Source organism: Rhodococcus sp. 14-2483-1-2, from assembly GCF_002259405.1.
Taxonomy (GTDB): Bacteria; Actinomycetota; Actinomycetes; order Mycobacteriales; family Mycobacteriaceae; genus Rhodococcoides.
This window is the reverse complement of record NZ_NPFW01000020.1, coordinates 160,532-182,474: the sequence shown is the minus strand read 5'-3', so window position 1 is coordinate 182,474 and position 21,943 is coordinate 160,532. Positions and strand designations below refer to the sequence as shown.

21 protein-coding genes are annotated in these 21,943 nt (G+C 64.1%); 14 read left to right on the top strand and 7 right to left on the bottom strand.

All coding sequences use genetic code 11. The features are described 5' to 3' along the window. The first annotated feature begins 2 nt into the window (after positions 1-2). The 8 genes from CH295_RS18260 to CH295_RS18225 are packed head-to-tail and all read left to right on the top strand — an operon-like array spanning position 3 to position 8,561. Positions 3-281: a hypothetical protein gene (locus CH295_RS18260; protein ID WP_094619741.1), complete on the top strand. Its 279-nt coding sequence runs from the start codon at positions 3-5 to the stop codon at positions 279-281. Between the two features lies 1 nt (position 282). After that, on the top strand, positions 283-1,845 hold the full coding sequence (locus CH295_RS18255; RefSeq protein ID WP_094741535.1) for a sodium:solute symporter family protein: 1,563 nt from the start codon (positions 283-285) through the stop codon (positions 1,843-1,845). Then, complete coding sequence (locus CH295_RS18250) at positions 1,845-3,113, top strand: M20 family metallo-hydrolase (protein ID WP_252342097.1); 1,269 nt, start codon at positions 1,845-1,847, stop codon at positions 3,111-3,113. The genes CH295_RS18255 and CH295_RS18250 overlap by 1 nt, the downstream gene beginning before the upstream one ends. 13 nt (positions 3,114-3,126) lie before the next feature. Beyond that, positions 3,127-3,927: an SDR family NAD(P)-dependent oxidoreductase gene (locus CH295_RS18245; protein ID WP_094741533.1), complete on the top strand. Its 801-nt coding sequence runs from the start codon at positions 3,127-3,129 to the stop codon at positions 3,925-3,927. A 10-nt stretch (positions 3,928-3,937) separates the two neighbouring features. Beyond that, a complete protein-coding gene (locus CH295_RS18240; RefSeq protein WP_094741532.1) occupies positions 3,938-5,347 on the top strand; it encodes an amidase in 1,410 nt (469 codons plus the stop codon). Beyond that, positions 5,344-6,279 (top strand): phosphotransferase family protein, encoded by a 936-nt coding sequence (locus tag CH295_RS18235; protein WP_094741531.1) that lies wholly within the window; start codon positions 5,344-5,346, stop codon positions 6,277-6,279. Before CH295_RS18240 ends, CH295_RS18235 begins: the two co-directional genes overlap by 4 nt. Before the next feature lie 7 nt (positions 6,280-6,286). Beyond that, a complete protein-coding gene (locus CH295_RS18230) occupies positions 6,287-7,231 on the top strand; it encodes a choline kinase family protein (protein ID WP_094741599.1) in 945 nt (314 codons plus the stop codon). 1 nt (position 7,232) lies between these two features. Continuing rightward, positions 7,233-8,561, top strand: coding sequence for an aspartate aminotransferase family protein (locus CH295_RS18225; RefSeq protein ID WP_252342096.1), 1,329 nt, complete (start codon positions 7,233-7,235; stop codon positions 8,559-8,561). Between the two features lie 8 nt (positions 8,562-8,569). On the opposite strand, the gene CH295_RS18220 is transcribed toward CH295_RS18225, so the two are convergent. Both CH295_RS18220 and CH295_RS18215 read right to left on the bottom strand, forming a co-directional pair. After that, entirely contained in the window at positions 8,570-8,857 is a 288-nt protein-coding gene (locus CH295_RS18220) for a hypothetical protein (RefSeq protein ID WP_094741530.1), read from the bottom strand. Between the two features lie 107 nt (positions 8,858-8,964). After that, positions 8,965-9,582, bottom strand: a complete 618-nt coding sequence (locus CH295_RS18215; RefSeq protein ID WP_094741529.1) for a TetR/AcrR family transcriptional regulator — start codon at positions 9,580-9,582, stop codon at positions 8,965-8,967. A 123-nt stretch (positions 9,583-9,705) separates the two neighbouring features. Between CH295_RS18215 and CH295_RS18210 the strand changes: the two genes are divergently transcribed. Next, on the top strand, positions 9,706-10,896 hold the full coding sequence (locus CH295_RS18210) for an MFS transporter (protein ID WP_094741528.1): 1,191 nt from the start codon (positions 9,706-9,708) through the stop codon (positions 10,894-10,896). 130 nt (positions 10,897-11,026) lie between these two features. On the opposite strand, the gene CH295_RS18205 is transcribed toward CH295_RS18210, so the two are convergent. After that, positions 11,027-12,772 carry a TerD family protein gene (locus CH295_RS18205; protein WP_094741527.1) on the bottom strand — a complete coding sequence of 582 codons (1,746 nt, stop codon included), beginning with the start codon at positions 12,770-12,772 and terminating at the stop codon, positions 11,027-11,029. Between the two features lie 364 nt (positions 12,773-13,136). Between CH295_RS18205 and CH295_RS18200 the strand changes: the two genes are divergently transcribed. Continuing rightward, positions 13,137-13,958: a hypothetical protein gene (locus CH295_RS18200; protein ID WP_141217054.1), complete on the top strand. Its 822-nt coding sequence runs from the start codon at positions 13,137-13,139 to the stop codon at positions 13,956-13,958. Further along, the gene (locus tag CH295_RS18195; RefSeq protein WP_032384867.1) at positions 13,955-14,332 is read left to right on the top strand and encodes a DUF6941 family protein; all 378 of its coding nucleotides are present in this window, start codon (positions 13,955-13,957) and stop codon (positions 14,330-14,332) included. Before CH295_RS18200 ends, CH295_RS18195 begins: the two co-directional genes overlap by 4 nt. 55 nt (positions 14,333-14,387) lie before the next feature. Here CH295_RS18195 and CH295_RS18190 read toward each other — a convergent pair whose 3' ends face one another. From CH295_RS18190 to CH295_RS18175, 4 genes are read right to left on the bottom strand one after another with little or no spacing between them, the layout of a single operon-like run. Next, positions 14,388-15,470, bottom strand: a complete 1,083-nt coding sequence (locus tag CH295_RS18190; RefSeq protein WP_094741525.1) for a glycerate kinase — start codon at positions 15,468-15,470, stop codon at positions 14,388-14,390. Continuing rightward, a complete protein-coding gene (locus tag CH295_RS18185) occupies positions 15,467-16,318 on the bottom strand; it encodes a sugar phosphate isomerase/epimerase family protein (protein ID WP_094741524.1) in 852 nt (283 codons plus the stop codon). The genes CH295_RS18190 and CH295_RS18185 overlap by 4 nt, the downstream gene beginning before the upstream one ends. Beyond that, positions 16,315-17,496, bottom strand: a complete 1,182-nt coding sequence (locus tag CH295_RS18180) for a dihydrodipicolinate synthase family protein (protein WP_094741523.1) — start codon at positions 17,494-17,496, stop codon at positions 16,315-16,317. Before CH295_RS18180 ends, CH295_RS18185 begins: the two co-directional genes overlap by 4 nt. Continuing rightward, positions 17,493-18,650, bottom strand: a complete 1,158-nt coding sequence (locus tag CH295_RS18175; protein ID WP_094741597.1) for a Gfo/Idh/MocA family protein — start codon at positions 18,648-18,650, stop codon at positions 17,493-17,495. The genes CH295_RS18180 and CH295_RS18175 overlap by 4 nt, the downstream gene beginning before the upstream one ends. A 214-nt stretch (positions 18,651-18,864) precedes the next feature. Between CH295_RS18175 and CH295_RS18170 the strand changes: the two genes are divergently transcribed. The 3 genes from CH295_RS18170 to CH295_RS18160 all read left to right on the top strand — a co-directional run bounded on the left by CH295_RS18170 (position 18,865) and on the right by CH295_RS18160 (position 21,943). After that, entirely contained in the window at positions 18,865-19,893 is a 1,029-nt protein-coding gene (locus CH295_RS18170) for a LacI family DNA-binding transcriptional regulator (protein WP_094741522.1), read from the top strand. Positions 19,894-20,009: 116 nt separating this feature from the next. Beyond that, on the top strand, positions 20,010-20,879 hold the full coding sequence (locus CH295_RS18165) for an ABC transporter permease (RefSeq protein ID WP_094741521.1): 870 nt from the start codon (positions 20,010-20,012) through the stop codon (positions 20,877-20,879). Between the two features lie 35 nt (positions 20,880-20,914). After that, positions 20,915-21,943, top strand: coding sequence for an ABC transporter substrate-binding protein (locus tag CH295_RS18160; RefSeq protein WP_094741520.1), 1,029 nt, complete (start codon positions 20,915-20,917; stop codon positions 21,941-21,943).

Here is a 21,943-nt window from a genome sequence, read left to right as displayed (position 1 = left end):
ACATGAAAGAGTACATTCGCGGCCTGAGCCGAAAGAACATCATGACGTTCTTCGGCAGCATCTACGCTCTCGCCCTGCTCTTCGCACTGTTCCCGCCGCTGTACATGTGGGGCAGTGGCATTCGCTACGAGATCCTCGGCATTCCGTTCGCCATCATGTACTGGCTGATCGACGGAGTCGTTCTCGGGCTGACTCTCTGGGGTCTCTACATCGTCGAGGACATCCGCGGCGAACTCGACGAGGATCTCCTCCCCGCTACCGCACCGCTGACTGGAGAATGACATGTTGATCATGCTGGGAATGCTCGGCGTCTTCTACGCCGTCGTCATCTTCATCCTCTACACCACCCAACAGAAGACCTCCCCCACCTTCGACGAGTACTCGGTGGGCGGCCGCAGCTACGGCCCCTGGTACGTCGCGATGAGCTACGTCAACTCGTGGTGGCCGGGCTCGGTGTTCATCGCATTCTTCGGACTTGCCAGCGGCGCAGGCGTATTCGGACTGTACGGCCTCGCGTACTCCAGCCTCGGCGTCGCGATGATGTACTTCATGGCCACCCGTGCCTGGCGCTGGGGAGCGAAGTACAACCTGCGATCGCAGCCCGATCTGCTCGGCCTGCGCTTCAACTCGCGCGGCACCAAGATCGTCGCCAGCGTCATCGGCATCGTCTCGCTCTTCCCGTGGGTCGTGCTCGGCATGCAGGCACTCGGTGAGGTGTTCCAGATCGCCAGTGCCGGAGCATGGTCCGTCACCACCTGCCTGTTCGTCGGCCTGGCCGTCATCGTCATCCGCCAGTACTGGACCGTCAAGATGGGCATGCGCGGCCTGATCATGACCGACATGTTCCAAGGTCTGGTCGCCTACGTCTTCTCTGCGGCACTGTGCCTGATTTTGCTCTCCGGTGTCGCCGGCGGCCCGATCAGCTTCGCCACACTCGGCGATGTCGCCGACGAGTACCTTCGCGTTCCCGGAGACGGCGACTCGTACGGCCCGTTCTACCTCTTCGCCCTCATCTTCACCGGAGTCGTCGGATCGCTGTGCTGGCCGACGAGCTTCCAACGGATCTACACCGCATCGAGTGTCCGGGCCGTCAAGTCCGGCACCATCCGCACCGTCCTGATCTCCGGAGTCTTCTACTCCCTGCTCATGCTCGTCGGCATCGCAGCCACGGTCATGCCCGCCGTCGCCGATTCACCGCAGACCGGCTGGTTCACCATCGCCGAGAGCTACGGCGGAACATGGCTTCTCGGCCTCGCGGCCACCATGGTGTTCGCCGCATCCATGGGCCACATCGACGGCAGCGTGCAGGTCTGCGGACTGCAGATCGCCAACGACATCGTCAACTCCGACAAGCGCAAGCTCACCGACAGTCAGCTGACCAAGGTGGCCAAGACGAGCATGCTCGCGTTCATGGCAGCGGCAGCAATCGTCGCCTACGCCACGTTCAACATGACCCGTCTGCAACTCCTCGCACAGATCTCGTATCAAGGCGTTGTGCAGCTTGCCATCCCGCTGTTCCTCGGGGTCTTCTGGCGAGGCGGTAACGGCAAGGGCGCAGTCGCCGGGATGATCTCCGGATTCACCGTCGCGCTCGTCCTCACCGCGATCTACCCGGACGACATCGCCGGACTCGGCAGCCTCACCGGCGGCGTCGTGGGCATGGCCGTCAACCTGGCCGTCTTCCTCATCGTGTCCAAGGCCACCGGCACCACGGCCGAGGAGAAGGCGCGCGTCGACGAGATGTTCGAGGTCGGCAAGCGTCCTACCCGCACCGCGCCGGTCGACCTGTCCTTCGAGAACCAGGTCGAAGAACTGGCCGCCAACCCCGCCCCGGAGAAGATCTAGTGCCCTTCCTCGACGACTTTCAGGCGATGTCCTCGTTCGGTGCCACCGCCGCCGGTGGCCTGCACCGCGAAGCAGCGACTGCGGACGACGGTCGAACCAGGCGGTTCCTCGCCGACTGGTTCGACCGGCACGGCTTCACCACCACCGTCGACGCGGTGGGAAACATGTACGGCACCGTCGAGTTGGTTCCCGGTGCTCCGTACGTGCTCGTCGGCTCGCATCTCGACAGCCAGCCGACGGCCGGAAAGTACGACGGCGCATACGGTGTTCTCGCTGCGGCCCACGCCGCGTACGAGGTAGCCGAATGTGTCGAACGTGGTTCGGTGACTCCGCAATTCAATCTTGCGGTGGTCAACTGGTTCAACGAGGAAGGCTCCCGTTTCTCGCCCAGCCTGATGGGAAGCGGGGTCTTCATCGGCAAGTTCGACGCCGACGACATCCTGAAGGTCACCGACCGCGGTGGCATCAGCGTGCGGGATGCCCTGTCCGATATCGGCTTTCACGGCAACGACGACGCGCCCGAGGCCGTCTCCTACGCCGAAATTCACATCGAACAGGGTCCCATCCTCGAGAACACCGGCACGACGATCGGCATCGTCACCGCCAACTGGGCCGCACGGAAGTACTCGATCACCGTGCACGGCGAGCAGTCGCACACCGGCGCAACTCATATGGCCCTGCGTCACGACGCGTTGGTCGGTGCCTCGCGCATCGTGCTCGCCGCCCGCGAACTGACGACCCACTTTCCGGAACAGGCGCTGCTGGCCTCGGTCGGAGAGTTCGATGTCGAACCCAACTCCCCCATCGTCGTGCCGTCGAAGGTCACCATGGCCATCGACATCCGGTCCTCCGATCCCGAGGTCCTCGACCAGGCCCACGACAAGCTGCTTACAGCAATCGATTCCGTCAACACCGACGGGGAGGTGCGGGTCAGCATCGACACCTCGGCGCTGCGGCCGTCCACGAGCTACCAGATCGAGGGCGTCGAACTCGCCGAGGAAGCCGCCGAGTCCCTCGGATTGTCCTGTCGACGGATGCTCACCATGGCCGGCCACGACTCGGTGAATCTCAAGGACGTCGTTCCGACGGTGATGCTGTTCGTCCCCAGCGTCGACGGAATCTCGCACAGCGAGAAAGAACTGACCCACGACAGCGACCTGCTCGACGGCGTGAAAATGCTGGCCGAGACGGTCGCGCGCATGGTGCGCGGCGATATAGGGGTCGGCCGATCTTCCGCACTCGCCGCCACCAGCCGCACTCGAGCATAGAAAGCAGAGCCAGATGATCGATTTGAGCGGCAAGACTGCACTGGTCACAGGCGGGTCCCGCGGCATCGGACGAGCAGTCGCGACCACTTTGGCGGCGGCCGGCGCGCACGTGGTGATCGCCGACCGCAGCGACGCACTCCGCACCGACGGCGCATCGACATCGAACCTGATCTGCGCTGCGGGAGGCACCGCCGAGTCCGTCTTGCTGGACATCTCCGATTCCGAGCAGGTCGACGCGGTCTTCGCGGACGTCGCAGGCCGATCGGGCATCGACATACTCGTCAACAACGCCGGAGTGCTCAGTGCCGGAACGGTCCTCGACACGACCGACGACGCGTGGCGGTCACTGTTCGCAGTGAACGTGGACGGAACGTTCTTCTGCACCCGAGCGGCTATACGGCACATGGTCGACGCCGGGCGGGGCGGCAAGGTCGTCAACGTCGCGTCGATCAGCGGACTGCGGGCCAATCCAGGATTTGCCGGGTACTGCGCAGCAAAGGGAGCGATGGTCAACTTCACTCGGCAGGTCGGCATCGACTACGCACCGATGGGAATCAACGTCAACGGCGTTGCGCCCGGCTTCGTCGAGACCGACATGACCGCGATCTACGACGCGTCCATCCGCGGTGCTCTGGAGGCGCAGACCCCCAACGGCAAATGGGCAGATCCGCAGCACATTGCCGACACCGTGTTGTTCCTGGCCTCGTCGCTCTCGGACCACATCTGCGGAGAGATCGTGGCCGTGGACGGCGGCTGGCTTGTCGGCACTCCCGTGGTTCCAGTGATACCGGTGGCAACCGCGGTATCAGCATGAAAGGCACGCGATGAATCCCCTGTTGACAAAAACCGTCGACGAGATACGTGCGGCATTCGGCACCGGTGAGCTCACTCCCGTGCAGTTGCTCGATGCCACGCTGGAGCATCTCGAGGCCATCGACCCCGTGATCAATGCGATTGCGTACGTGGACGAATCCGGTGCCCGTGCGGCAGCTCAGGCCGCCACCGACCGCCTCGATTCCGGCCGTGCGCGAGGCGACATGGACGGCATTCCGGTGACCATCAAGGACAGCGTCCATGCGATCGGGATGCCGTGGCGACACGGCGTCGCCGCGAATGCAGACCTGCCGATGTCGACCGTCGACGCACCACCGGCTGCGCGGCTCAAAGAAGCCGGTGCAGTCATCGTCGGGAAGACGACCATGCCCGACATGGGGATGATGGCAGCGGGCGTCAGCTCGCTGTACGGAATCACCCGCAATCCCTGGGACCTGTCCCGTAACACCGGCGGGTCCAGTGCCGGCGCGGGGGCGTCGCTGGCGTCGGGCATCGGGTTCGGTTCTGTCGGTTCCGATATTGCCGGGTCGGTGCGGTTGCCTGCGGGACACTGCGGGCTCGTTGCGTTGAAGCCGACGCAGGGCCGCATACCGCATACCGCTCCGTCGACCATGCGATCGGCCGGTCCGATGGCACGCACCGTCGACGATCTCATCGATCTCTACCGCGTCATCTCCGGGCCGGACACTCGCGATACCTGGAGCCTGCCCTACGAGGACACAACCGACATACGCGCGGGCCTGGCTCCTGCCGGACTTCGCATCGGCGTCATGCTCGACATGGGCTACGGTCCCACCGTTTCCGACGACGTACAGGCCGTGGTTCGTTCTGCAGCAACGCAACTCAGTGCAGCGGGTGCCGTGGTCACCGAGATGCCGCCGATCTTCGGCGCAGATCCGTACCCGGCGTTGGATCGCCTGTTCCAGGTTCGCGCGCGCACGGAGCGGGAGGCCATTCCCGAGGATCGTCGATCGCAGGTACTGCCCGCGGTCGCCGACTGGGCCTCGGCCGCGGCAGAGTATTCGGCGGCTCAGTTCTCGCGCGACACCGATGCGGTGATGCGATCGCAGGAGATGATTCGGGCGCAGACGGCCGAGTTCGACTTCGTCATCTCCCCGGTCATTCCCACGGTGGGCTTCGGAGCCGAAGAGGTCGGGCTCGACCCGGCGCAACCGTTGGGCCACTGCAGTTTCACCGCGTGGTTCAACCAGACCGCACAGCCTGCCTCCGCACTCTGCTTCGGCTTCAGCGCACACATGCCCGTCGGGATCCAGGTCGTCGGACCGCGGTTCGCAGACCAGGCGGTGCTACGGCTGACGAAGTGGCTCGAGGGTGCACGTGAGATCGAGATGAATTGGCCGACGGCTGTGGCCGCTGACAAGATCGGAGCACCGGGATGACCGTGCGAGAGACATTGAGCGAGTTGGGTATCTGGACCTCGGGCGAATTGACGCTGGAGCCCGGAACCACCATGGCGAGCCCCAGTTGGTGGGGCGCTGACTCCGAGCGTTATTCGGCGCGAGCCGAGGTAGCGGACTCCGGTGCGGGCTCGGCCGCGTACGTGAAGGTGATGGAACCGCATGCCCGCGACTACATCGATGTCGCAGCAACGTTCTCGGCTGCGACCGCGGCCGGTGACGCGGGCATCGGCCCCACTGTCTTCTTCTCCGACGCAGCGTCCGGCGTCTTGGTGATGGAGGACTTCACCGGACGGTGTTCGACTGCAACGCTCGATCTGTTCGACGAGGATGCGAACGTCGAGAAACTCGTGGCGCTGCGGGCTTCCGTTCACCGGCTCAGCGGAATCACCAGACGTGCGTCGGTGTTCGAGGATCTGGCGCGTGTGCGGGGCTTGGTCGAGCGGGTCGGCGGCGCATTGCCGGCCGACTTCGACTGGATGCTGCGCACTCTCGGGCCCGCCGAAGCGCGAATCGAGAGCGCCGGCGTCGACGCGGTTCCCTGCCACGGCGACGGCAATGTCTCCAACGTCCTGATGCTCGAGGACGGCGGAATGCGGCTCGTCGACTGGGACGTTGCGGCGCTGATGGATCCGTTGCAGGACATCGGTGCGTTGCTCGCAGAGATCCGCCCGTTCGACACCGACGCACGTGAGGTGTTCGAGATGATGTGGGGATCGTTCGACAGTGCGCTGTTCGATCGAGCCCGCATCTACGGCATCGCCGACTCCCTGCGGTGGGCCCTCATCGGCTCGTATGCCGACGCGATGAGGCCAGGCACGCACGAATATTCGAAGTTCTCCGACTGGCAGTTCCTGAGGGCGCGCGCCGGATTGCGTGACCCGCATTTCGACGACCGAGTACGGAATATCTGAGGTGGCCATGAACGAGATCGCACTGGGATCTGCCCACACCGAGCCCGAACGGCAGGTGGAGAAAGCCCTCGCCGCCGTTGCGGAGTGGGAGGGACTGAACATCACCTATGCCCCGGTACCCGGAGGGTTGATGAACAGCAATTGGCGCATCACCGTCGAAGGGAAGCCCAAGCGCTACTTCATGAAGCTCCCCGGTGCCGGAACGGATTCGTTCATCGACCGGTCGCTGGCCAACGAGGCTGCACGTCGCGCAGGCGCTTTGGACATCGGACCCGAGGTGGTGCTGTTCGATCCGGTGACCGGCGTGGAGGTGATCGAGTTCCTCGAAGGCTATCGGGCGTGCACCAACGGTGACCTCAAGCGCCCCGAGATTCCCCTCGGCATGATCGATCTGTATCGCGTGCTGCACTCGGGAAGCAAGCTCAGCATCACGAAGACTATTTTCGACATGATCGACGAACACCTCGATCAGGTTGCCGAACTCGGCGTTCGGTTGCCGCGCGACGCCGAAGTGATCCTCGCCGAATACGGGCAGGCGAAGAACGCGATGCTTGCGTCCGGACTGGATCTGGTTGCGTGTCACAACGACCCGATGCCCGGAAACATCCTCATCGGCGACGGTCTGCCGATGAAGTTGGTGGACTACGAGTTCGCGTCGAACAACGATCGCGCATACGAGCTGGCCGTGATGATCACCGAGATGTTCTACGGCGAGCAGCAGACGATGGAATTGATCGAGGAGTTCTACGGCAAAGCTGAGTGGTCGATGATCTCCCGGGTACAGGTATGCAGCGCACTCGCCGACGTCAAATGGGGATTGTGGGGTTGCATGAACCACAAGCTCAGCACCGCATGGGATTTCGACTACCACAAGTACGGGACCTGGAAGCTTGCTCGCGCACGGATGAAGATGGCGGATCCGCGTTGGGCGTTCTGGCTGCAGGGGTTGTGAGGTGACCACACTCGATCGCGTCGGAGCCCTGAGCGTCAACGGTTTCGATGCATCCTCGGCCGTGGGGCTCAGCACTCGCACGCTCGATCTCGTCGAGCGCCGGAGGCGGGTACTCGGGCCCGCCTATCACCTTATGTACGAGACCCCGCTCGAGTTGGTACGAGGCGAGGGTGTGTACGTCTACGACGCCGATGGCACGCGGTACCTGGACATGTACAACAACGTTGCCAGCGTGGGGCATTGCCATCCCCGGGTGGTCGAGGCCGTCACCCGGCAGATGTCGTTGATCAACACGCACACGCGGTACCTGCACGACGCGGTGATCGGATACGCCGAGGATCTGGTCGGCACCTTCCCCGACCGGTTGGACACCGCGATGTTCACGTGCACCGGGTCCGAGGCCAACGACCTCGCTCTCCGAATAGCGCGGCACGCGACCGGCCGCCAGGGCATCATCGTCACCGAAAGTGCCTATCACGGTGGGACTGTGGATGTGGCGGCATGTTCGCCATCGATGGGTCCGGCGTCCGTTCGCGACGCTCCGTGGTTGCGGACGGTTCCGGCACCGGATGCATACCGGGTCGAGGGCGATCTGGGGACGTGGTTCGCCGAACAGGTGCAGGCGCAGATCGACGACCTGGCCGCGTCCGGGATCGGTATCGCGGCTCTGATGATCGACTCGATCTTCGCCTCCGATGGGATCTTGCCGGAGCCCACACCCTTCCTGAAGCCCGCGGCAGATGTCGTTCACGCCGCGGGTGGAATGTTGATCGCCGACGAGGTGCAGCCGGGATTCGGCCGGCTGGGCGCATCGATGTGGGGCTTCGAGCGGCACGGGTTGCTGCCCGACATCGTGACGATGGGCAAACCGATGGGCAACGGCGTGCCCATCGCCGGACTGGTCATGCAGAGTTCACTGGCCGAGCAGTTCGGACGAGACCTGCGCTATTTCAACACCTTCGGTGGCAATCCGGTGACCGTCGCTGCGGCGCAAGCCGTGCTGGACGTGATCCGAGACGAGGATTTGGTGGCCAATTCGGCCGCGATGGGTGAGCGCATGCTGGCAGGCCTTCGCACGGTCGCTGATCGCGTCGATTCCATCGGGGACGTCCGGGGTGCGGGATTGTTCGTCGGAGTCGAATTCATCGGCCCTGCAGGTCAACCAGATCCGGCCGAGGCGCTGCGACTGGTCAACGCCATGAAGAAACGCGGGGTGCTGATCTCGGCCACCGGCCTGTACGGAAATACCCTGAAAATCAGACCGCCGTTGACCATCGAGGCGGCGGACGTCGACCTGTTCCTCGAACAGTTCGCAAGGGTCGTGGCCTGACGGTTCCGCTATCCGCTCCAGCCCCAGTTGTAGGGGTTCACCACGATTCGATACCAGACATCGGTGTCCGCAACGTTGGTGCAGGGCACCAGGATGTAGGACTGCGACGCCTGCTCGAGCGACAACGCCTTGTTGCAGAAGTACTGTGCGCCTTCGCCGGATTGCTCCGCGCGATAGACGGGGCCGTAGTGCCATTCGTCGGCACTGGCTGTCCCGACTCCTATCGTGGCTCCGGCTGTGAGCGGTAGCGCCAGGAGTCCGGTCAGAACAGCTATGCGTCGGCTGGAGTGGGTCATCGGAGGACCTTTCGTAGGTGGCACAGTCGTCGCCGGCCCCCGTCAGGCCACCGACTCGATCCCTTCCCCTGTGAAGTCGCACGAGAACCGAGTCGCGTTACCCGCCGTCATCGCGCTATTGACTTGGGAACCGGCCCCAACGAAGCAAGCGTCATCTCTGCCACCTGTTCGAGTTGACGCCGCGTTGCCCCGTCCCGGGCGCGCTGGGACATGCCCTGAATTATCACGCCGATGAATTCCGCGACGTCGACCGGCTCCCATGACGGAGGCAGGATGCCGGCGGCGACGTTCTCGGAAATACGATCCGCCAGCAGGGACACGTTGGCATTGCGCATGTCGCGCAATCGATCTGCGATGGTGCGGTTGGCGTCGGTCACGCCGACGGCCGAGCTGATGATCAGGCAGCCTCCCGGACATGATGAATCGGTGTAGTGCGCGGCCGCGTCGTACAGCAGTCTCGAGATCAGCGTGAACACATGGGGCTCCTCGGCGAACGCTCGCTCCATGAAGTCGCCTCGGGTGGCGAGATAGCGATCGATCGTTGCGAAGAAAAGCCCCTCCTTGCCACCGAACGCACTGTAGAGACTCGGCGGGTTGATGCCCATCGCACTGGTGAGCATCGAGACCGAGGTGCCCTCGTAGCCGTGTTCCCAGAAGGCGAACATCGCCTGATCCAGCGCTGAGTCGACATCGAACTTTCGGCCCTGTCCTCGTACGCCGGCCATCAGCCCTCCACATCTCGATCCGTTCTCGCAACTGGGATTCATCGTACTCCTGTAGCGATCATTAAACGAATCGCCTAGCCTTCGACAGGAGGTTCAGTTCTTCATGGAACGAAGGGGCAGACAATGGTCACCGAAACACGCAACGACTCGCCCGCGGTGAACGCGAACGTCGCCATTTTCTGGATGCTGCTCGCAGTGTTCGGAGTGGGAACCGTCGAATACCTCGTGGCGGGGGTTCTTCGAGACATTTCCTCCGATGTAGGCGTGGGTAATTCGACTGCGGGCCTGCTGGTCACGATCTACGCCGTCACGGTCGTGATCGGCGGGCCGCTGCTCACCATCGCGACCACCAGGGTTCCCCGGACCCCACTCATCGCAGCGTTGATGGCCTTGTTCATCGTCGGCAACATCGGAACCGCGCTGGCCCCGAACTTCGCGACCCTCGTGGTGTTCCGCGTCATCACCGCACTCCCCCACGCCACGTTCTTCGCCCTGTGCCTGGTGTTGGCAACGTCATTGGTGGAGCCGGAGTTTCAGGGCCGAGTGATCGCCCGCGTGACGCTCGGCCTCAACCTCGCGACCGTGCTCGGAGTTCCGCTGGGCACACTGATCGGTTCACAGCTCGGGTGGCGCTGGTCCTTCGCCATCGTCGCACTCTTCCAGTTGTTCGTCACCGCCGCCCTCATCGCCTCGACCCGACGCGCAGCACCGTCACACCACACCGGCAGTGCCACTTCGGAACTGAGCGTCTTCACCCGAGGTCCGGTGTTGTGGGCCATCGGGCTCACTGCGCTGAGCCAGGCCGCGCTGTTCGTGGTGTTCACCTACATCGCGCCGTACCTCACCGATCACGCCGGCATCTCCGCGTCCACCGTCACCATCGTGCTGTTCGTCTTCGGCGTCGGCTCCGTCGTCGGCAACCAGCTCGGCGGGCACTTCGCAGACAAGGCACTGGACACGACGCTCTACACAGCGTTGACGGCACTCGCCGGCGCACTCGCTGTCCTGTTCCTCTTCGGCGGCACAGCGTGGTTCGCCTTCGCGTGGATGTTCGTTCTCGGTGCAGCGGGCTTTTCCATCATTCCGCCGCTGGCCTCGAAATTGATCGGCGCGGCCAGTGAAGCACCCCACCTCGCGGCCACGGTCAACATTGCCGGGTTCCAACTCGCGAACGCAGCGGGTGCCTGGATCGGTTCGATAGCGTTGTCCGGCGGCAGCAGCGTGTCGGTTCTGCCTGCCATCGGAGCAGTTCTCGCCGCCGGTGCGGTGGTACTGCTGTTCGTCAGTCGTCGCGCGTCACGGGTGGCTGGATGACAACCTCGCAATCGACGCGCCGGTCTGTGGTCCGGACACGTCGCCGACTGTGGGTCGGCAAGTCCGGAAAATTCTGGGTGCCTTCACGCTCATGCCAGTCAAGTCACCAGTGACAGGATCCTGTTCTTGGCTACTCGTCGACTTCCACGCCGTACCTGACGGCCAGTTCAGCCAATCCGTCGTCGTAACCTTGGCCGATGGGTCGAAAGCGCCATCCACTCCCTCGCCGGTAGATCTCGGCCAACAGCATCGACTGTTCGGTCGTGGCTGCGTCGAGCACGGCTGTGGCGACCGTCGAATCGACTCCATCGAGCGATACCGAGACTGCACCGACGTCGCCGAACGTCTTGTCGCCGTCTATGGCTGCGGCGATGACGATGCGCGCGCATTCCTCGGGAACGAGCGCCAGATCGATCCGGACACCCTGCTCACTGTCACCGTCGATCGACATCGAGACGGCACCGTCCGAGGTGGCCGGAGCGTTGTAGAACACGAAATCCTCGTCACTGGAAACCAACTCGTCGTCGTTGACCAGGAAGGCGACGACGTCGACACCGACCTGATCGGACTCGTCGGCCCGCCACGAACTGTTCAAAGTCAGCATGGTGAAGCTTGGATCCAGATCGACAACACCACCACGTGGCACCAGCGGGTCGATTCGGGACCGCCGCGCCGGAAGCGGAGCAGGCACCTCGATCTTCAGCTCACGGTCTATCGTCGCCGGTGTCAGCAACGTGAGATCCCGTTCTTTCACTTTCGGCATCCGGGGGTCTCCATCGCCGCCGTCCAGGATCAGGATGTCGGTCACGCCAGCGCTGAGATTCACAGCCGGTGTCGCACCGAGTTGGATCAGGCGGGAACGCATCAGCACAGAATCGGCATGCGAACCACCCATGACCAAGACCCTTCTTGTCTGCCAGGGCTTGCCGACTGGATCGGGCTGCTGCACGTTTGGCTTCGGCTGGACTTGCGGCCGAGTACCTTTCGACGTTCCTGGTTGCACATCCCGTAGTAGGTCGAGCAGTTCGGACTCCGAGATTATCCGAAGTCCATGGGCCCGAGCCCGCTCCACCTTTCTGCTTTCGGTCGTGGGATCCGAGCACACCACCACACTGGTGAATCGGCTGACGGAGTTCATCACGTCCAAGCCCGCTTCGGTGACCTGAGCGGCCAAACGCAACCGCGGAATGCGCGTGTCGCCGCTGATCACGACTCGCATGCCCTGAATCAGACCGCCGTCCTCGGTGAGTGGACCGGGGTTCTCCCACGTGCAATGCGTTCGAGGAACGGTATCCGGATACAGCGTCAGACGCTCGGTGCACGTGACGACGGGTAGGGGAAGTTCGAGCGACCTGGCCAATCGAGCACTGTGAGTGAAAATCTGCGCCAGCACGCGGGCATCGTCGTAGGCGTCGTGCGCATTGGACTGCAGCACTTTCCAGTGCGCGGCCAAAGTGGATAGCTTGTGGTTGGGAGTGTCGAGTTGCAGTCGCCTCGACAATGCCACGGTGCACAACCGTTGCTTCGTCGGCATGTCGATGCCCGCACGCATCGATTCGAGCTTCAGGAAGCCGTGGTCGAAACTTGCGTTGTGCGCGACCATGGTTCGACCGTCGAGCAGATCCATGAGCTGCGGGGCGATCATGTCGAACGTCGGCGCGCCGGCAAGCCGTTCGGGCGTCAGTTTGTGGATGTGTACCGGACCCGGATCGCAGCCCGGGTTGACCAGAGTCGACAGTTCGCGTCCGACGCGTCCGTCCTCGTCGACCGTCATGGCGACCACGCTGAGCACCCGATCACGGGATGCCTTCAGACCCGAGGTCTCGACATCGACGACGACCCACTTGTCGCTGCCGCTTCTGAGCGCGTTCCTCACAGAGCTTCCCCTTCGACCGCGTCGGACAATGGAGGTCACTATGCCGCACGGACTGCTCGTCACGAGTCGAATTGGGCTGGCGCAGCCAGTGTGAGCAGATCGCGCCTTAGGCATGGGAACGCATGCATAAGCACCCGGGATGCATGTCCGATGCCACATTCTGCTTGCTTACGCCTTAGACAGAATGCATAAGCGCAATCCACGCTGCACCGAGCTGTCCTGACCCTGACGCCTAGAACACCGACTCGTTCTTCACAGACCCAACATGTCGCGCAGTCGACGCTCGCTCATCGCACCAGCTCGCTCTTCTTCCGGGAAAGAGTCGAGAAGGCGCGAGCCCCCGCGTCTTCCATAAGATGTGCGTGTGACTCCGCACCGCACAGATCGCGACCTCGCCGAAGTGATCCCACTGTTCGGTCGCCGGGGATCTCGTACCACCACGGCGGACTTGGCCGACGACGTCGAGCCAGCAGTCGAGTCCCCGGTCGAACGGGTGACGCCCCACGGCATCGAGCCCGCAACGCCAGACGCCGACGAAGAGTTGGCAGCGCTGACCGCGTCGAAGCCGATAGCGCAGCTTCGCTCGCTTCTCGTCTGGCTCGGTACGTCACGACCGATCACCGGCACGGGTGTTCCGCGGCCAGGGTCGGTTCGCGAGCTCGCGAAAGCCGTCGGAGTGGAGTTGGATGGGCGGGCATCGAGGTCGAGATCGATGCTTGAGATCCCAGGGTTGATGACACTGTGGGATGCGGCGAAGGCGGCCGGACTGATCGAGTTGACCTCCACCACAGCCGTTCCCGGTCCACATGCCCATCAGTTTGCCCACTCACTTGCCAGCTCCCTGGCCGCTCACCGAACGGCACTCTCGCACGTCATCGGTCGTCACTTCTTCAGCGAGGATCCCCTCCGTCCGTCCCCGGCCGTCGATGTCGTTGCCGGACAGATCGTTCTCGCCGCGATGACGAGCACTCCGCGGACGCGGCTCCCGGCAGTCGGCCCGGTCGGTGCCGGGGATCTGTACGAACACATCGCGGCGTTGATACTTCGCGGCATGCTGGAGCAATTCATTGCCGACGGGTGGTTGGTCTGCGACGGCAAGTACACAGTGCCGCAACCTTTTCGCCCGGCAGTTCTGGATGCGATGAAATCACTTCCCTACTACGAAACGGATGACACCAGCCGATGATCATCACCGGGTTGTTTTTCGCGGAGTACGCACGGGTCAGCGAAGACATGCTGGACATTCTCGGCGGCGTCTGGGATACCTGCACGGTTCCACGCGACACCCGCATGCTCGAATGCCGACTGGTCGCGCTGCTGCAGACGGGACCCGACGACATCGGTAAGGACTTTCCCGCGACACTCGAAGTGCTCGACGCGAACGGCGAACACATCGTCAATCAACGTGGCCTTCAGATCCCCGGTGCCGGCTTCACCGGGGAGAATCGCTTCTGGTTCCTACCGATGCAAATGGTGTTCCGCGACGAAGGGCGGCACAACTTCATCCTCAGTGCCGGTGGGGCCACCGCGAGCGTCGGGCTTCGCATCGCCTTCGGCTGACGTCGGGACGCGATGCTCATGGCCGCGCCGCCCTCGCAGTTCTCGGTGCCCCTCGCTATCGGACTTCATTGGCCAGACGCCGTCCAGCGTCGATCAACCACCGTCGTGGATCCGCCATGGCCGCCTCTCCGCCGCCGGCAAGGTCCGTCAGCGACACGGTCCGCACGTCGACGTCCGAATCCACCGCCCCGGCCACCACCCCCACCGGAACCGAAGCCTCCGAACACATCTGGACCACATGTCCGACGAGTTTGCCCGTCAGCGACGTGCGATCGAACTTGCCCTCACCCGTCACCACGAGGTCGGCGGCAGGAACAGCAGCCGACAGCCCCGTCAGCTCCGACACCCGTTCGGCCCCGCCCGATATACGAGCCCCCAGCGCGCACAGCCCAAATCCCACTCCGCCGGCAGCACCGGTCCCCGGCATGAACGGGTCGGCAGGCAAGCCGGCGTCGGCGAGCAGGTCTGCCCAACGCTGCAATGCCCCGTCCAGCATCTCGATATCAGCGGCCGACGCACCCTTCTGCGGCCCGAAGACGTGCGCGGCACCGTCGGGTCCGAACAACACCGCGCGCGTATCGGTCAGCAATTCGATATCGGACGGCACCCCCGCGAGGCCCGACGCATCCACCGACCGGGCGGCCACCAGACCGGCACCGCCCTCCGGAACGTCCTGACCCGATTCGTCCAGCACCCGAACACCGAGCGCTCGAAGCACTCCCAGCCCGCCGTCGGTGGACGCCGAGCCCCCGAGTGCCACCGAGATTCGATCCGAACCGCACTCCCGGATCACGTCTCCGAGCCCGCGCGTCGTCGCGGTCAGTACATTCAGCGACTCCATCATCGCGATGCCCGAGGACTCCGCCAGCTCGATCACCGCCCGGCCGCTCTCGAGCGTCAACCATCGCGCGTCGACGGGCCGACCGTCCGGGCCGCAGACACCGGACACCGACGACCACGTCGGGTCAGCCGAGCACGCTGCAAGCACATCGAGTGTCCCTTCACCCCCGTCGGCCTGCGGCATCGACACCAGGTCGTCACCGGTGCGGACGGCAGCCCACCCCTCGGTCAGCGCCGCGGCGGCGTCGACAGCGTCGATGGTGCCTTTGAAGGAATCGGGGGCGAAGAGAATTCTCATGCGATCAGACTGGGCAGAACCAGATCGCGGTAGCGCTGCTTCATCGTCTCGATCACCTGGTCCCCGTCGGTCGCCCACACAGCAGCGTTGAAGATCTCCACTTCCACATCACCCCGGTATCCAGCGCCTCGAACCCATCGGCCGATGGACTCGAAGTCGATCACACCATCGCCCATCATTCCGCGCGAGAGGAGGGGGTCGGCTTCCATCGGCACCAGCCAGTCGCACACCTGGTACGAGCTGATGCGGCCACGATCACCAGCAATTCGGATCAGTGACTCCAGATCCGGATCCCACCACACGTGGAAGGTGTCGACGACGACGCCCACGGCCTCCTCTGGGTGCGGCTCGGCCATCGACAATGCTTGTCCCAGTGTGGAGATGACCGCGCGGTCGGCCACGAACATCGGATGCAAGGGTTCGAGCGCGATGCGCACACCCCGCTCGAGTGCGTACGGAACCAGCAGGGCCAGCCTCTCCTCCACCCGAGCCCGAGCTCCGACGAGGTCGCGATCGGGGATGCCACCCATGACCATCACGAGCTCGGGCGCTCCGAGTTCGGCGGCTTCGTCGAGAGCGCGACGGTTGTCGTCGAGACCGTCGTCGTCGATCGCCGTGAGGAAACCGCCGCGGCACAGGCTCGACACCCGCAGACCGGCGTCCGAGATCAGCTTGGCCGACTCGCTCACACCGGATTCCTGAATTCGATCCCGCCACGGACCTATTGCACCCAGCCCGGCTCGCGCGGCACCGTCGACGGCTTGCTTCAGCGTCCAGGCGTTCGTCGTCTTGGTGTTGAGAGACAGTGCTGCGTAGGGGTTGTCGAGGTCGAACGGTGCGATACTCACGACGCTGCCCCGTTCAGTTCGAGGTAGAGCCCCATGCGGTGCGCGGCCAGCGATGGATCCGCCAGCAACCCTGCGCGATCGGCCAGAACGAACAGCGTCGTCACATGCTTCACGCTGCGTCCAGATGCCAAGCCGCCCACCATCGAGAACCCAGGTTGCTTGCCGTTGAGCCACGACAGGAACGCAATTCCGGTCTTGTAGTAATACGTGGGAGCGCCGAAGATGTGCCGGCCGAGTTCCTGCGTCGAGCGCAGAATATCCTCGGCGCGAGCCGTATTGCCGAGGTCGAGTTCCTGCAATGCCGTCGACGCCGCGGGGTATATACCGGCGAAGATGCCGAGCAGCGCATCCGAATGATGCTGTCCGTCACCGATGATCAGCTCGGGGTAGTTGAAGTCGTCGCCGGTGTAGAGGCGGACGCCGTCGGGCAGCCCGGCTCGCAGGGCGATCTCGTGCTGGGCGTCGAGCAACGACACCTTCACGCCGTCGACCTTGGATGAGTGCGAGGCGATCAGGCTCTCGAAAGTCGCAGTAGCCGAGGGGATGTCTGAGCTCCCCCAATACCCGGCGAGCGCCGGATCGAACATCGTTCCGAGCCAATGCAATACGACGGGATCGTCGACCTCGTCGAGCAGGGTCGAGTAGACCGACAGATAGTCGTCGGCAGACGTCGCGACCCGAGCCAGAGCGCGTGAGGCCATGATTATGACCTTCGCGCCCGACTCGGTGACCACCGCGATCTGCTCGCGGTAAGCGTCGAGCACGGCAGCAAGACCGTCCTTGCCCGACGGCAGTGTGGCGAGGTCGAGCTGATCGGTTCCCGCACCGCAGGCGAGTGACCCGCCGACGCGAGCGGCTTCGGATCCGGAGCGGCGGATCAGCTCGGACGTCGCGGCCCAGTCCAGGCCCATGCCGCGCTGGGCGGTATCCATCGCGTCGGCGACGCCCAGTCCGTAGGACCAGAGTTCGTGGCGGTAGGCCAGGGTGGCGTCCCAGTCGATGTCGGCGGGAGCCCCAGGAGTGTTGTCCCCCATAGCACTAGGGATGACGTGTGCGGCGGCATATGCGACGCGTGAGGTGATGGGTGCGGTGGGTTTGATCCACTCGCCCGGTTCGCCGAGCGCGTAGAACCCGTGGCCCGGGAGGATGATCGACACCCGGGAGTCGACGGCGGTCACAGCGCGATCTCCGGGACGTCGAGGCGGCGGCCCTCGGCGGACGATCGCAAACCGAGCTCGGCCAACTGAACACCGCGGGCGGCGGAGAGCAGACCGTAGCGGTGCGGTCGTTCGGCGACGACGTCGCGCAGGAACTCTTCCCATTGCAACTTGAAACCGTTGTCCAGGTCGGCGTTCGCGGGGACCTCGAGCCACTGGTCGCGGAACGGTTCGGTGACGGGCAGATCTGGATTCCACACAGGCTTGGGGGTGTGCGAACGATGCTGGGCGACGCAGTTGCGCAACCCCGCGACCGCCGATCCGTGCGTGCCGTCGATCTGGAATTCGACCAGTTCGTCTCGGAACACTCGCACCGCCCACGACGAGTTGATCTGGGCGACAACGCCGTTCTCCATCTCGAAGATGCCGTAGGCAGCGTCGTCTGCGGTGGCGGCGTATTCGTTGCCCTGCTCGTCCCAGCGCGTCGGGATGTGGGTGGCGGTCTTCGCGGTGACGGTCTCGACCTTGCCGAGTATGCCTTCGAGCACGTAGTTCCAGTGGCAGAACATGTCGACGACGATGCCGCCGCCGTCCTCGGCTCGGTAGTTCCAGCTGGGGCGTTGGGCGGGCTGACCGTCGCCCTCGAAGACCCAGTAGCCGAATTCACCTCGTAGGGAGAGGATGCGACCGAAGAATCCTTCGTCCACGAGCCGCTTGAGCTTGACCAGGCCCGGGAGGTAGAGCTTGTCGTGCACGACGCCGGCCGTGATGCCCGCGTTCTGTCCGATGCGGGCCAGTTCGATGGCTTGTGTCAGTGTTTCGGCGGTCGGCTTCTCGGTGAAGATGTGCTTGCCGGCCTTCATCGCCGACGAGAGTGCCTCGGCGCGACGCGAGGTGACCTGAGCGTCGAAGTAGATGTCGATGGACGCGTCGTCGATGACGGATGCGCTGTCGGTGGTGTACTCGGCGATACCGTGCCGGGTGCAGAGCTCCTGGAGCTTGGCTTCGTTGCGGCCGACCAGGATCGGCTCGACCTGGATGCGCGTGCCGTCGTCGAGGAGGAGTCCACCGGCGTCGCGGATGGGCAGGATGGACCGAAGGAGATGCTGACGGTAGCCCATGCGGCCGGTGACGCCGTTCATGGCGATGCGCAAGGTACGGGTTGGTGTGGGCATGAGAGATTGCCCTTTCTGTGCACTGATGACGAAGGACGTGGGACGACGGCGAGCCATGACGGATGGGGCCGTATCGACGGTGTGGCGGAAAGTCCACTACGCGTCGTGAGGGAAAGTCAGCTTCGGAATGCGCTTTCCAAGCTATGCTGTCGAAGTCGATCGGTCAAGAGGTGACCGTCGATCGCAATGATTTCGCAGGGGGGGGTGAGTGTGCATGGCCGCAGTACGACTCAGCGATGTGGCCGCGGCGGCGGGCGTCTCGCAGGCCACTGCGTCGCGGGTGCTCAACGGCTCGTCACGAATACCCGGCGAGGGTGTGGCCGATCGCGTGCGCGCAGCAGCGGCCGATCTCGGCTACATCGCCAACGCTCAGGCCCAAGCGCTGGCCCGGTCGTCGACGGGCCTGATCGGGCTCGTGGTGCACGACGTGGCCGACCCCTACTTCTCGTCCATCGTTCGCGGCGTGCAGAACGAGGCTCGCGCGGCCGACAAGCTGGTACTGCTGGCCAGTACCGAGCGCGATTTCGCTCTCGAACGGCAGTCGGTCGCCACCTTCATCTCGCACCGCGCCGACGCCATCATCCTGGCCGGCTCGAGGCAGAGTGGCGACTTGGACCGAGCGTTGGAACAGGAGTTCGCGGCATACCGCGACAACGGCGGCAGGGTGGTGGTGATCGGGCAACCAGTGCCGTTCGCCTCTGCGGTCGAACCCGAGAATTTCGCCGCATCGGCGGCTCTGGCGCAGGCCCTGCACGAACACGGCCATCGCCGCTTCGCGATCATCGGCGGACCGGGAAATATCCGGACCTCGACCGATCGTCGCAACGGCTTCGTCGAGACACTGTGCACACACGGCCTCACACCGGAAATCGAAGTGGCCGGGGACTTCTCGCGAGACGGTGGCTACAGCGCCGCCCGGCGTCTGGCGGCTGCGCTCGAGCTCTCCCCCGGCCACGGCACACCTCCCTGCGTATTTGCGGTCACCGACGTCATGGCCATCGGGGCTATCGCAGCGTGGCGTGAGCTGGGCCTGAGCGTGCCGGAGGACGTCTGCGTCGCGGGATTCGACGACATCCCCACCCTGCGGGATCACTCCCCGAGCCTGACGACCGTCGCTCTGTCGTTGGTCGACATCGGCGAACGAGCCGTGCAGCTCGCCCTCGATCCGCAGAGTCGTCCCGGAAGCCGGGAGTGGGCACCGGGCACCGTCGTCCTGCGGCGCAGCACTGCCCTGAACAGCTGATTGTCCGAATTGCTTGACACTGTGCGCGCAATCACACTACGTTGGGCGACAGCTTCGGAAAGCGCATTCCAGCGGGAGTAGACGGACCCGCTCTCCTACTAGCTCGAGGACTCCTTATGACGACAACATCGTCGGTCGAAGTCCGTTCTGCCACTGCGTCGGTTCCTCAACCCGCACCGACCCGTCGTCGACGGTTCCCTTCGCTCCGCAATACCTGGTCCGGTCTGTGGCGACCACTGGCCCTCGTGGCTGTGCTCGTCGCAGCCTGGTGGGCCGTCACCGCCTCCGAACTCGTTGCGCCCTACATTCTCCCGTCACCCGGTGACACGTGGTCGACGATGGTGGACAACGCCTCCTACCTCGCCGGCCACACCTGGGTGACCACCTACGAGACCATTGCCGGCTTCGTCATCGCCTCGGTGGTCGGCATCGCCGTCGCGGTGGTGATGATCTACTCGTCCTCGATCGAGAAGACGATGTACCCGCTCATCCTGTTCGCGCAGGTGATCCCGAAGATCGCCATCGCGCCACTGTTCGTCGTGTGGCTCGGCTTCGGTCCGAGCCCCAAGATCCTCGTGGCCGTCCTGATGGCGTTCTTCCCCATCGTCATCGCCGGAATGGCGGGATTGCGTTCAGTCGATCCCGAGATCCTCGAACTCACCTCGACGATGGGTGCGAGCAAGTGGAAGACGTTCTGCAAGGTGCGTTTTCCCGCATCGCTGCCGCAATTGATGTCCGGCCTGAAGATCGCCGCAACACTCGCGGTGACCGGAGCGGTTGTCGGTGAATTCGTCGGTGCCAACGAAGGTCTGGGGTACGTGATTCTCCAGGCCAACGGAAACATCGACACGGCAATGCTTTTCGCCTCTCTCATCATCATGTCTCTGCTCGGCATCGTGCTTTTCCTGATCATCGAGATCGCCGAGAAATTCCTCATTCCCTGGCACGCATCGCGTCGCTCCACCGCGTCCGTCGGCGCTGTGTGACCCGCATGCTCTCCCTACATCGAAGGACACATTCCATGAAGCTCAAGAACGTTCTGGTGGCGACCGTCGCGTCGTCCGCTCTGGTACTCGCCGGATGCAGCGGAGGAGGTGGCGGCGAGGAAAAGGCCCCTGGCACCGACGGTGAGACCACCGCAACCTCGCTGATGCTCAACTGGTATCCCTACGGCGAGCACGCCCCGTTCTACTACGGCGTGCAGGAGGGAATCTTCGCCGAGCACGGTATCGACCTCACCATCACCGCCGGCCAAGGATCCACCAAAACCGCCCAGGCGGCGGGCTCGAACCAAACCGACTTCGGCTGGGCCGACACCGCGGCCGTGATGTCCAACATCGACAAGGGCGTGAAGGTCAAGAGTCTCGGCGTATTCCTGCAGACGACGCCGTCGGCTGTGCAGGTCTACGCGGACGGACCGATTCAGACCACCGCCGACCTCGCCGGCAAGACCATCGCCGTGTCCGCCGGTGACGCCCCCACCACCACATTCCCCATCTTCCTCGACCGCGCCGGAGTTCCCGAGGACCAGGTTCAGCAGCAGAGTCTGGACTCCGCAGGCAAGATCGCAGCGATGCTCTCGGGTCAGGTCGACGGTCTCATCGGCTTCGCTCACGACCAAGGGCCCAACATCGCGAACAAGTCCGGACGCGAGATGCGCTATCTCCGCTACTCCGATGAGGGTCTGAACTTCTACAGCAACGGCCTCATCGCCAACACGTCGACCATCGAGAACTCGCCGGAGCTCGCTCAGGCGATGGTCGACGCCACCCGCGAGTCGTTCGAGGCAGCTATCGCCAATCCTGAAGCAGCCGTGGCGTCGATGGTCGGTAAGGACCCGCAGACTCCGCCGGAGTCGGTGCTGCTGCAGCAATGGCAGGAGACGATCCCACTGCTCACGACCGAGAACACCGAAGGAATGGCACCGGGCGTCAACAGTGACGAGGACTGGGCCAAAACCATCAGCATCCTCAGCGACGCCGGACTCACCGAGACCGGAGCCGAGGCGTCGACGTACTGGGACTCCAGCTTCACCTCCAACGAGGAATGA